The organism is Agathobaculum massiliense (genome assembly GCF_900291975.1).
GTDB classification, from domain to species: Bacteria; Bacillota; Clostridia; order Oscillospirales; family Butyricicoccaceae; genus Agathobaculum; species Agathobaculum ammoniilyticum.
Window position 1 is genome coordinate 2,666,056 of the sequence record NZ_OMPN01000001.1, and the last position, 12,140, is coordinate 2,678,195.

10 protein-coding genes and 3 pseudogenes are annotated in these 12,140 nt (G+C 48.1%); all 13 read right to left on the reverse strand.

Annotation, left to right across the window (positions count from 1 at the left end; translation table 11 throughout):
• Positions 1–78: 78 nt before the first annotated feature.
• Positions 79–207 (reverse strand): annotated as a pseudogene (locus DBQ51_RS13550) (Maff2 family mobile element protein); the annotation flags it as partial.
• Positions 208–624: 417 nt separating this feature from the next.
• Positions 625–795, reverse strand: coding sequence for a hypothetical protein (locus DBQ51_RS16890; protein ID WP_002569167.1), 171 nt, complete (start codon positions 793–795; stop codon positions 625–627).
• Positions 782–1,627: pseudogene (locus DBQ51_RS13555) on the reverse strand (VirD4-like conjugal transfer protein, CD1115 family); the annotation flags it as partial. The gene DBQ51_RS16890 and the pseudogene DBQ51_RS13555, both read right to left, overlap by 14 nt.
• Before the next feature lie 41 nt (positions 1,628–1,668).
• On the reverse strand, positions 1,669–1,827 hold the full coding sequence (locus DBQ51_RS13560) for a transposon-encoded TnpW family protein (RefSeq protein ID WP_081731980.1): 159 nt from the start codon (positions 1,825–1,827) through the stop codon (positions 1,669–1,671).
• A gap of 142 nt (positions 1,828–1,969) precedes the next feature.
• Positions 1,970–3,841, reverse strand: coding sequence for an AAA family ATPase (locus DBQ51_RS13565; protein ID WP_107631821.1), 1,872 nt, complete (start codon positions 3,839–3,841; stop codon positions 1,970–1,972).
• Positions 3,842–3,852: 11 nt separating this feature from the next.
• Positions 3,853–4,155 carry a hypothetical protein gene (locus DBQ51_RS13570; protein ID WP_107631822.1) on the reverse strand — a complete coding sequence of 101 codons (303 nt, stop codon included), beginning with the start codon at positions 4,153–4,155 and terminating at the stop codon, positions 3,853–3,855.
• A complete protein-coding gene (mobQ, locus tag DBQ51_RS13575) occupies positions 4,152–5,648 on the reverse strand; it encodes a MobQ family relaxase (RefSeq protein ID WP_107631823.1) in 1,497 nt (498 codons plus the stop codon). The genes DBQ51_RS13570 and mobQ overlap by 4 nt, the downstream gene beginning before the upstream one ends.
• On the reverse strand, positions 5,614–5,973 hold the full coding sequence (locus DBQ51_RS13580) for a DUF3847 domain-containing protein (protein ID WP_002593329.1): 360 nt from the start codon (positions 5,971–5,973) through the stop codon (positions 5,614–5,616). The genes mobQ and DBQ51_RS13580 overlap by 35 nt, the downstream gene beginning before the upstream one ends.
• Positions 5,974–6,355: 382 nt before the next feature.
• Complete coding sequence (locus DBQ51_RS13590) at positions 6,356–6,964, reverse strand: ATP-binding cassette domain-containing protein (RefSeq protein WP_002593328.1); 609 nt, start codon at positions 6,962–6,964, stop codon at positions 6,356–6,358.
• Positions 6,961–8,925: a hypothetical protein gene (locus tag DBQ51_RS13595; RefSeq protein ID WP_102287168.1), complete on the reverse strand. Its 1,965-nt coding sequence runs from the start codon at positions 8,923–8,925 to the stop codon at positions 6,961–6,963. The genes DBQ51_RS13590 and DBQ51_RS13595 overlap by 4 nt, the downstream gene beginning before the upstream one ends.
• A 215-nt stretch (positions 8,926–9,140) precedes the next feature.
• Positions 9,141–9,485: a TnpV protein gene (locus DBQ51_RS13605; protein WP_107631824.1), complete on the reverse strand. Its 345-nt coding sequence runs from the start codon at positions 9,483–9,485 to the stop codon at positions 9,141–9,143.
• On the reverse strand, positions 9,482–11,368 hold the full coding sequence (locus tag DBQ51_RS13610; protein WP_407923282.1) for a DUF4368 domain-containing protein: 1,887 nt from the start codon (positions 11,366–11,368) through the stop codon (positions 9,482–9,484). The genes DBQ51_RS13605 and DBQ51_RS13610 overlap by 4 nt, the downstream gene beginning before the upstream one ends.
• 174 nt (positions 11,369–11,542) lie before the next feature.
• Positions 11,543–12,046, reverse strand: a pseudogene (locus DBQ51_RS17635) (type IV secretory system conjugative DNA transfer family protein); the annotation flags it as partial.
• Positions 12,047–12,140: the final 94 nt, after the last annotated feature.

Consider the following 12,140-nt stretch of genomic DNA (forward strand, 5'->3'; position numbering starts at 1 on the left):
CTATTGCGTTCCCCTGACTTCGGAATAGTGGCAGGGCTGGCTATCCTTGTTTTGCTTTGTGCTTCTCTACCGTACATGAGCATTCGCGCCCGGATTGTCGTTGCCGTAGCCCTCCATGAGATTGATAACGCCCCAGATACCAAGCCCGGCTCCAAGTGCTACAACAAGGGTCTGCAAAACGTCTACTGCGCTATTGAAAAATGCCATAAATAAATCCTTTCTGCCGCGTCTGCGGCTGTCCGGCAAGCGGACAAAAGGCGGTCAGCGTATGCCGCCGCATAAAAAAACCGCCCTCTGGTAAAGGCGGCTGTCCCCGCGCTGCGTAAGTTCTGCGGCGCGGCGGTATTCAGTTGTAGGGGGGTGCGGCTCCTGCCGCTGTGTGCTGCGCCGGAAAGTAGGGGCGCGTATCATGTAGCCGATATTGATATATGTGATTGCTTCGATTCCTCCTTTCGGTGTCCCGCTGTGCTGCCGGACGGGTATTATTCAGACTTGCGGGAAGTGAATAGCTTGCATAGCAAGGTGTTCGCTTCCCGCAAGTTCACAAAGGGGTAGCTGCCGCAAGGCAGCGTAGGGGAAGTGTAGCTTCCCCTGTCCCCCCCTCCCCGGCGGTCTGCCATGCTGTCACTGTTGAGGGATAAGCCCCCGGCGCGTGACATACTCCGTTGCAAAACGGCGGTGTTCCGCTTCCTTTTCCCGCCAATACTCCCATAATGCAGCGTCGGCGGCTTCCGCAACATTCATTAAAAACCGTTCAAGCTGCTTTTGTTTTTCCTCTGCGCTACGTTTCCTCATGGTCTGCGTCCTCCTGTAAGTCTGCTGCGTCAATCTCGTAATAGTCAAAAACCTCGTCGGGCTTGACAATGGCGGGGCGGCGTTTAAGGTGCTTTTCCATGTCAAAGGCGTTCTTCGGGTCTGCGTCGGATAGGTACTTGTATTTCGGGTGTTTCGTTATGTCGAATTTGTCCGAAAAGAACGGGCGCACCCCGCGTAGCTGCAAGATACATTTCCCTCCGTCCATGACTGCGATTTCATCTTCCGTCATAAGCTGCTTTCCCAATTTCTGATAGTTCAGCCCATGCGAAAGCTCCCGCCCCCTTGTTTCGGAAGTGTTGAAGCTGTCTATCGTTTCCTTGCCTAAAATCTCCGATATTTCTTTGAGCGTGGTTTTTTCCTTGCCGCCCAAGAAAAGCGTGGTGTCGCAGTTGCCGACTATGGTATCGGCGTTGTCCTTGTAGATTGCCTTTAGCTGTGACTGGCTCTGCAAGATGATTGACGCGGAGATTTCCCGGCTCCGTATGGTTGCGATTAGTTTCTCAAATTTGGGGATTTGCCCGATATTCGCAAATTCATCAAGTAAGCACCGTACATGGACGGGAAGCCGCCCGCCGTATTCATCATCTGCTTTGTCGCACAAGAGGTTGAATAGCTGTGTGTAGAGAATACTCACGACAAAGTTAAAGGTGTCGTCGGTGTCGCTGATAATCACGAAAAGGGCGGTCTTTCTGTCACCTATGGTGTCAAGCTCCATTTCGTCGGTTTCCATAAGCTCCCGCAGCTCCTTAATGTCGAATGGGGCTAACCTCGCGCCGCATGAGATAAGTATGCTTTTTGCGGTCTTGCCAGAGACGAAAAGTCAAGGACTTTTTCATCAAATTCAAAAAGAAGTCACATTTTGCGGACTTCTTCACGGAGCAGACGCTTGATTTTGTCCTCCATCGTCTCCTTTGCGGTCTGGCTGAAATGCACACGCACGATATAGGTTGTCTTGCCGATCTGCTTTCTCACAGTCGGGCAAGGGGTACTGTTGGTTGCGGTATTGTTCATTCAAAATCCTCCTGTAAATGAAAAATGCCCGGTGACTGTTCATCATCGGGCGGTGTCAGTATGAGGGAACAAGGCAAGGCGGCAACATTAAGGTATCTATAAAACCCTTGCCGTCTTTGCCACGCTTGCCGTGTTCCTGTTGTCAGTCTCGGAGATAGCAGACCCATGCTGTGCCGTCTTTCTCAGTCACAAGTCTGTCCCCGATACGGCTCTTTGCCGTTCTCATGGTGCGTGAGGAAATTCCACGCTCATTGACTGCCTTTTCCAACTCTGCGCTCGGCATACGCTTTCCGTCCGCAAGCAGTTCCAGAATGAGCATTTGCGCCTGTACGGTCTTGCTTTCGGTCTTGGCGGTGTCTGTCCCGGCAAGAAGCTCGTCAGCGGTAATGTCATAAGCTCCTATCCATTCAAAGCCTTTCTCGTCTCCCAGAGAAAAGGCAAGGGACTGTCCGGGCGGCGCAAGGGAGCTTTTCTCATGGATAAGCACCCTCGTTGTGGGGCTGTCCTTCAGCTTGCCGATAAAAAGCAGACTGCGGACTGCCGCCGTAATGTCGATAGACCCCAATCCCCGGTAGGTGCTTTGCGTTCCTGCGGCTTTGTTCAGGTGTCCGATCAGCACGATAGCGCACCCGGTAGCCTGTGCAATGTCTCCCAGACTGCGGAATATCGGGCGCACCTCGTTTGCCCGGTTCATGTCCACATCTGCGCCCAGAAACGCCTGTACCGGGTCAATGATAACAAGCCTTGCGTTGTTTTCCCGGATTGCCCTTGCTATGCGCTCATCGGCAAGGGTCAGCGGTGTGTCCCTATCGTCAATGACAAGCACTCTTTCAAGGTCTGCTTCCGCTTCCATCAGTCGGGGCTTGACGGTATCGCCCAGACCGTCCTCTGCGGTCTGGTAGATGATGTTGAAAGGCTCAAGGGTCTCCATACCGGGTAAAGGCTTTCGGTTGGTGCAAGCCGCCGCAAGACGCATGGCAAAGTAGGTCTTGCCCTCGCCGGGGTTGCCCTGTATAATCGTCAGCTTTCCAAAGGGGATATAGGGAAACCATAGCCAATCCACGCTCGTCAGCTCCACATCTGCCATACGGAGCATGGGGACAGGCTGGGCGGTGGGCAGCTCTCGCAGCGTGATTGTCTCGGCTATGAATTTGCGGCTGGGAATGTCCCCTTGCTGACGGAGGACATCGTTCCAGTCTTTCCTTGCCGGGACAAGGCGAATAACGACGATCTCGCCGGGAATGGACTGTGCCAGTCGGGTACAGGCTTCGCTTCCTGCGGTGTCGCTGTCAAGGCAGAGGAATATTTTTTGGGTGTCCTTGCGTTCAGAAAGAAAACGGTCAAGGGCTTTTCCCGAAACGCCGCCCAGCGCAAGATAGCTTCGGCTTTGCCAGTCCTGCGGATAAAGGCAGATGAACGATAACAGGTCTATCGGTGCTTCAAAGACAAAGAGCTGGTTGCCGTTTCCCTCATAGCGGAACGGATAGGACTTGTCAGACCCGGCAATGTCCTGTCTGAATGGGTCTGCCGTTCCTCGCACATGGGCGTATCTCGGCGTACCGCTTCGGTCTCTGCCGACAAACACAACATTGTGCCGCTTTGCGTCCTCGTAAATATCCCCGGAAAGAAGAAAATCCTCAACAAGTGTTTTGTTGAGACCTCGGCTTTCGCAAAGATATTGAATTGCTCTGTCGGCTGTTCTGTTGTGCAAGGGCAAGTGAAACGCTGTGGGCGGTGCTGTGCTGGCTTCGCTCTGCCCCTCGTCGCTTTCGCAGGTCAGGAGCTGGACAGCTTCGGGAAAGGACTTGCCGTAAAACTCCATGACAAAATCAATGGGATAGCCGCCCTTGCTCTGGCTGTGGCGAAACCATTTGTTTCCCCGGACGGTCAGGCTGTCATGTTCTTTCCAGCGGTATTCTCGTCCGCTTTTTATCAGTGTCTCTCCCTGTGTGCGGAGAAAATCTTCCAGACTGACGGCATTTGCCCGGTCAATCTGTGCTTGGGTGTACTGCATGAGCGTCCTCCTTACTTCTTGAAAACAGCGCATCGTCTGCAAATGCCATGCTCACGCTCGTCCAGCGTGTAGGGGCAGTTCGCACATTCCTCGCCGTTCTGTCTCATGATAACAGGCAGATAGCCCAGCTCCTGCAACATATCAATCTGGCGGTCGGTGAGGGTGGCTTCAAAGGCAAGGCATTTCCGGGTGTGTTCGTCCAGCTCGATCAGGTCGGAAAGCGGTCTGCCATCGGTCAAAGGTTCTCCGCTCAAAAGGCGTTTTGCCGTTCTGCGGATGGGGTTGTACTCGTTCTTCCAGTCGTATTTTTTCATCGTGTCATATCCTCCTTTTTGTGTCGTGTTTGGGGCCGATTTTGGAGCTTTTGTTCCTCTGTGCGCTCGTTAAATCGGGCGGCAGTATCTACACATGACTTGACCTTCCAAAGGCGGTGTAAATCGTCTCTGACGGTCTTGAACTCGCCGTAGGTGGTTTCATGCGCCTGTTCCAGCTCGTCATACTCTTCGGTCAGCTTTTTCATATTCACCTTGCCGTCCGGGAACTCTCCGGTCAGCTTGCGTCTGGCGGCGTAGAACTGTTTCAGTTCCGCTTCATGCTCTGCCTTGTACTTGGCTCTGGGCTTCTCAAACTTGATTTTCTGCAAGCCGTCATAGACAGGCTTCAAGTTCTGGAAAGCAGCGGAGCTGTCATAGAGCTGCTTAATTGCTTTCATTCGGGCGGTCTGTTCGCCCAGCGTTTTCTTCAAGCTCTCTGTGGCAGCACTGTGTTCGCTGACACGGCTTTCCAAATCTTCAAGGGAGTAAATGCCGTTTGCCCGGAGATAATTGAAAGTCTCGTTCATCTCCTTTAGGTTGCTGACCTTGCCTTTCTGCGAATATGCCCCGGCTCTGCGGCTGGTGTAATAGGCGTTCAGCAGAGAAACAAGGTCGGGTGCCTGCGGCTTGGCAAGCTCCGCTTTTGCTTCGGCAATCCAATCAAACAGGAGAGTGATTTTCTTCTTGATGTCACGAATAACGGCATTGGTGGCTTTGATCCAGCGGTTGAACTCGCCTTTCTCGGTGCGTATGCCTTTCATCTCCATGGCCCGGACGGTTGCGCCCTCGTGGACGGTGGGAAGAAGCTCCACGCCCTGACGCTCATAGCTCCGGTGGTCGATACGAACATCAATACCTTTTTCCGCAAACTTGGCATTGCATAGCTCCGCCCATGTCTGCCGCCAGTATTCCAGCGTTTCGGGACTGCCCCAGTCGGTAGTGGGAACGGCGTTGAATACAAACTTTCCGTCTGCGTCCCGGATACGGTTGCCGTCCTCGTCCAGCTCATACACCCGGCGTTGCTTTAGTCCCCATTTGCCGTTCTGCTCGATGGGGCGGATGGGGCAAAGCACATGAAAATGCGGGTTTGGTATGCCGCCGTCCTCCCGGTCTGGCTGGTGTACGGCGAAGTCAACCACCATGCCCCGGCTCACAAAGTTCTCCAACAAAAATTGCCTTGCAAGAGCGATGTTTTCCTCAAGGGAAAATTCATTCTGCAAGGCAATGTCAAAGCTGTATGCAAGCTGGGCGTTCTTTCCACGCTCGGCTTTTTCCACGGCGTTCCATAGGGTCTGGCGGTCTGCGTATTCGGGCGGTGCATGGGACGGCAGGAGAATGTCAGAGCAGATCACGCCGCCCTTGCGGGTGTAGTCGCTGTATTCGCCGTAATACTCGCTATACAATCGCTCCCCGGCACGGTAGGCGGCAGAAGCAATAGCGGACTGTCCTGCGCTTCGCTTAGTCTGCGTGACGCTCAGATGAAATAGTGCCATCGGCTTTCAACTCCTTTTCTCTGTTCGCTTGGTTGGTGTGAGTAATCGCCATGTGCCGGACGGCTCGCTGGACTTCGGACAGAGAAAAGATGTGTTCCATCAGCTCTGTCATTTCGGTGCGTGTGAGATCTTTGACCTCCGGGGCAAGGCTCTCAATCGTGCCGCCCAGATTGCAAAGGCGGTGGGTGCGCTTGGTGCGTTCGCCTTTCTCCAGATACTTCTTTCTGTTCTCCAGACGCTCCAGCTTGTGCTTCTCCTGTGCAAGCTGCGTCTCAGCTCGTTCCTTTTCGGCTCGAAGCTGATCGAGGGTTTTCGGTTTTGTCATTGTGATTGACCTCCTTTTTTGATTTTTGGGATAAAAAAAGACCGTCAACTTTTCGCACATTGCGACCAGTCAACGGTCTGATTTTCGGTATTTATTTTTCCAAACTTGCTGGCGGCGAACAGCATTTCATGCTGTTTGCGGACGGCAAGTCCACAAGGGATAGACGCACAAGCGTCGCAAGGGAGTGTAGCTCCCTTGACGGAACGAAGTGACGAAACATTTTCGGTCAAGCAGTTTTTCTCTGCTGACCGGGAATGAAGCTCCGCAGGACGCACATACTCCCGATAGGAGAGTATAGAAGTGCGCCCTTTAGTTCCTAAAGGGATTTTCTTCTGACCCAAATTACATAAAATGTAGATCAAGACATTTCTAAGAGGTACTCTCAGATTTTCACAACATAAGGTTCATCTTCAATAATACCCTGATCGTGGGTAACAATGATAACCGTTTTACCTTCTTCATTGAGTTCGTGCAATAACCTCATAACAATATCTCTATTTTTCTTGTCAAGTGAGCCAGTAGGTTCATCTGCCAAAACAACAGAACATTTTTTCATCATAAGACGAGCTAAAGCAACTCTCTGTTGTTCACCACCGGAAAGCTGATAAACTTTTTTGTTAACTTCCTTTGATAACCCCACACGATTAAGAGCTTCTTTAAGTGATACTTTAGTTCGGCTTGATTTTTTAATCAAACTTAAATTTTCTTTAACTGTCTTATTTTCAAGCAGTGCAAAATTCTGAAAAAGAAACCCCACTGTATCCGCAAAAAAACTGTTTTTATTTTTAAGCCGGGTAATATTCAGCCCTTCGATTATGATACTGCCGCTATCCGGCTTTTCGATACCACCAATCATATTGAGCAAAGTGCTTTTTCCACTGCCGCTATCCCCGCTGATTACTACAAAACTTCCATCCGGAATTTCCAAATTAAAGTTGGAGAAAATTATTTTCTCTCCAAATGCTTTATTTAAGCCACGAATTATAATCATAAACATCCACCTTTCAAGGACTTTGAGATATTTGTTTTTTCAACCCACATAACATTTGTGAAAATGATTGCCATTTCAATAATGGTGAGCAATGCTCCAACCAGTAAAGCAATCCCGACACTTGCGTTAGATATAAAAAGCGAAACAATGCAAATCAATATCACAACGGCTATATTTTCTATAAGATTAACGGAAATAAATCTTTTGTGCCTTTCATAAAAGCTATAACCTAAAACCTTTTTGAGGGAGATTTCCATAGAGCTAAGTCTAAATTCCATTTTCGCTTCAGATACGATGATAGCTATATCTAACAGCAATACTAATACGCAAAGAGAGCTTATAAAGCTAATCAATTTTACAAGGAAACTATGACTATAAATGTAATCCTCTCCGACATTCGTCAGCATAAAATAGTGTGAACCAAGCTGTTCTGAATATTTTTTCGCAACACTGCGAATTGTGCTTTCATCGCATCCGTAGATTACCTCACCATTATATGTTCCTGTTTCGATATAACTTCCATTTAAAGCAACAGCCTCATTTGCCTGATAAATCACAATCGGATTTGTTACTCTTGACAATCCGTCAATAGCCTCTTCTCTGTTCGAATTGAGATAATAAAATTGCTCTCTGCCAGAATATTCTTTATAAACAACACGCAGTTCTTCTGCATTTTGGGTAAGAGAGCCAATTTCCTCTCTTGCGATATCTTTGTATGATTCCGCATTTCTTCCCTTTGGCACGAAGACCACGATATCCTCTTTTTCATCATCTTCAGTAAGCATATCAGAAAACCCTTGTAGCATATCTCTGGCATTATGATTTACAAAAATATAATTATCCGTATCGCTTATCCGGCTGCCTATGCAGACCACCGGATTTATCGTGTTGTATTCATTTTCGTAAAGGTCATTCCAAAATTTGCTCTCTTTGGATTCCTCCTCATTTTCTTCAAAAGGAGGTTCAATCTGCATAACTCCAAAATAATAATCATTATAATGATTTTCTAAAAGAGTAGTGTTTGTAAGTAAATTACCTTGAATGCTACTGAGATTTGTAGTTATTGTAAAAATTGTCATAGCAGTAGCAAATACTTTAAGACCGTTCAGAAGATAAAACATACCTTTTTTATCTGAAGCATTGGCAAAGGCTTTTTTTACATCAAAGCGGACAAAAGCAGCATAAGGAATTACGGAAAGAACTGCTCCGGCACAATACACTGCCAAAATGAGATGATCTTCATACGCTCCCGATATAAATTGAGAAACAAGCAACTTTGCTAAGACGAATAATGCAGCATATGAAATCATATCAGCCACTACAGCTTTTAGAGCAATCACAGCAGCATTTTCGCCCAGAGAAGCTCGTACAACTACTTCCTTTTGTCTGCGTATCACCTCAATCATATTAAGTACAATCATCAATATGGCAACCAGGCCCCAAACAATGAACATCATATCAGTTTCGGTTGATTGCCAAAACTCTGGCTGCGATATAGAATATTCTTTTGCCAAATCTTGATATGTGGCAATAATGTCATCATCATCACCGATATAGCTGACCATTATTTCCTGTCCATTGCCTGTGTTTTTTGCTTCTCTAAAATCTTCAAATTCTATTACGGTGATTCCGCCTATCAAAGCCGTATATGTTTTTTCCTCAATATCCATTGTGCTTTTAAGACTATCCCGAACAACGGTATCATCACCATAAATATAAAGTCTTGTCTGATAATTAGAAACTCTCTGATTAAAAGTCGAAAAAATATGAACACCATGCTTCTCAGCTGTATCTTCTGCATTGGCTAAAAATGAATCCATATCGTCATTAGTAGTTGTGTATCTGGACGATAAATAATAAGCACCATTAAAGTTCCAGAGCATATTTTGATATACTTCAGCTTGCATAACAAAAGCAAAAATAATCGTAATCAACAGCAATATATTTCTTATATGTTTCATTTGAAATTCTTAAACCTCCTTTGAATAGGTAACAGACACACGATTGCCCAAAATACTAATATGGATTTTTTCATACAACCACATTCTCTTGTTAGATTCTAATTTTCCGTTTTCTTTATTCGCATAAATTGTACCATAAAACTCGTGAACAATTCTACCGCAACTTTGGACTACATGAGAAAAGTCCGAACAGTTTTCTGCCCGGACTTCCTCGCTCAATCATAAATCAATTCCGCTTTCACAATCTCCTCTGCCTGTGCCTTGCAAGTGTTCATCTGCCGCACCCATTCCATTTGGTTTTCGTCTTTCAGTTGCTCGGTCACGCCGTTTTGCTCTACCAGTGACCGCACGATCAGCTCCATGCGGTTTCGTGCCGCTTCGTCAATCTCGGCGCAATGCTCAAAGAGCTTGTCGGATAGCACCAGCTCATTGAACAGTATCGGACGGTGCATTTCCAGATACGCCTTGCGAAGTCTGCCGTAGTGTCCGAGGGGCTTGGTCTTGCGGATAACGATGTTCGGGATAAGATAATCGCCGTTCTGTGTATAAGTGATATTCATGCTGTTTGTACTCCTTTCATCGGCTCTCTCTGCGGTAAACTGCTGACAGGGACGAACACTCCCTTTGCAATATCCTCCGCACGAATAGCGGCTTTCTTGGCTTCGATTTCTGCCTTTTTTCTCCCCTTGATTTTGTCCTCGTATCGCTTCTGCGCTCCGCTGGCTTTCCGCTTCAAGTAGTTCTGATGAAGCCTGTCCTTGCGTTCCTCACGCTTGCGGATTTCCTCTAATTCCTCCGGGGTAAGCTCCGCTTCTCCAAACGCCGGGGGAACGAATCGCCCAACAAAATTGAAGTAAATCTCGACCTCCTGTGTGGTCTGTATACTGCCTTTACGGTCACGCTCATGCACAAGGATTTTCTCGATAAACTCGTTGAGCATAGCAATGGTCAGCTTGTCGAAGTTCTCATACTTGTCAATCAGAGCGATAAAACGATCAGCGTCCTTTTCGTGCTTCTCATAGCTCTTGACAGCCTTTTCCAGAACAGAGATTTCAGCGGTAAGCTCGGACTGTTCCTTTTCGTATTGAGCGTCCAGAGTGGCGTATCTGCTGTCGGACAGCTTGCCTAAAATGTTGTCCTCATAGATTTTGCAGAGCAGGACTTCCAGCTCGGAAACTCTCTGCTTTGCTGTGGCAAGGCGTGTACGCTGTTTCCTGACCTCTGTGGTCTGCTGGCTGGACTGCGCTTCCTGCACCACACGGACAAACTCGGCTCGGTCATGCTTGGCATACTCGGCAATGGCTTTCAGCATTTCAGAGACAAGGGACAGTACCACATCTTCATTGATACGGTGCTGGGTCTTGCAGAGCTTTCCAACTGGGACTTTGCTGTATTGGGAACAGGTATATTGAGAAATGCGCTTGCCGTTGTTGGTGCGGTGGACATACATCTTGCCGCCGCAATCGGCACAATAGAGCAAGCCCGTGAGGGGAGCTGCTTCGCCCCAGCCGTCCGGGTAGCGTCTGACATTTCCACGGATTTTCTGCACAAGGTCAAAGGTCTGCTGGTCAATGATAGGCTCATGGGTATTCTCAAAAATTGTCCATTCGTCCTCCGGGACATAATGGCTTTTCTTGTCCTTGAAGTGCTTTCGGGTCTTGAAATTGATGGTGTGTCCCAGATATTCACGCTTTTCAAGAATGTTGCAGATGGTGGAAGAACCCCAGCCGTACACATCTTTGAAAGTCTTGTTTTTGTTCACGCCCTCGCCGTGTTGGGCAAGGTAAGCAGACGGAATAAGCACCTTTTCCGATTTCAGTTTTCTGGCGATCTGATACGGACCGTAGCCCTCAATCGTCATGGCAAAGATGCGCTTGACCACCTCTGCGGCTTCGGGGTCAACCAACCATTGGTCTCTTGCTTCGTTCCAGAGATAGCCGTAAATGACCGTACCTGTAAGGTGCTTGCCGGACTTGCCTTTGGACTGGAAAGTGGAACGGATTTTACGGCTGGTGTCTCTGGCGTAATACTCGTTCATAATGTTGCGGAAAGGGGTAAAATCATCGTCACCTCTGGCGCTGTCCACGCCGTCATTGATGGCGATAAGGCGAACGCCACGCTGACGCAGGATTTCCATAATCTGACCGACTTTCAGATAGTCACGACCCATGCGGCTCATGTCCTTGATACACAGATACTCCACATTCCCGGCTTCAACCTCTTTCATCATTGCCAAAAATCCGGGACGGTCAAAGCAAGTGCCGCTAATGCCATCGTCCGTGAAATGGACAATGTTTGTAAAGCCCTGCCGTGCGGCGAACTCCTCCAACATAGCCTTTTGATTGGAAATGGAATTGCTCTCACGCTGTTGGTCATCATCTTTGCCAAAGTCATCACGGCTCAGTCGCTCGTACAGAGCTGTGATTTTCTCGTTTTTTCTCATAACTTGCGCTCCTTTCTTCGGTTTTAGGTTGTGTGTTCTAAGAGACTTCCCAACTGCTTGATTAAGAAGTCTTTTAGAGCATACAACACCCGCCGCCAGTTTGTATTTTTTGTACTGCTTGACTGCAAAATGTTCCGGGTCTTTTTCTTCCAGACGTTCAAACATGAGGTCAACCGGGTTCTGGAAATCCTCGTCGTCCTCGCGGGCTTCCGACGCATTTATCATTTCAAGCAGCGTCGTGAAGTTCTTCTCGTCCTCTGGGGCTTCATACCAGATATAGCCGATTAGTGCGGTGTAGTAGAGCTTTTCCGCTTTCACCCAGAAATCCTCGCCGGATTTTTCCCCGTCGCCTTTGGTGTTGGCGATAATGGTATTGACTAATTTCAAAATGTCCTTTTCGCTCCGCAGATAGGCAAAGGGATTGTATTTCATGGATTTTTTGAAGTTAATCGTATTTAGCACTTTGATACGGTATTTGTACCGCTGCAACATTTTCCCGGTTTCCAAAATCAGTGTTCCTTTCGGGTCAGTGACGATATACGACGTTGGAAAATCCTTTGACGTACATTGCATGAGCGACGGTTTCACAAAGAACCGGGTCTTGCCGCTGCCGGAACCGCCGATTACAAGAATATTTTTGTTTCTTGCGTATTTCGGCTGCTTCGGGCGGCTGTTCATGGTGAGCCGTTCCGTCTGCGTTAAGGGGATATTGTTCTCAAATACCGGGTCTGTGTACGGCTTTATGTCGTCAGCCCCGCCCCATGAAGCGTTT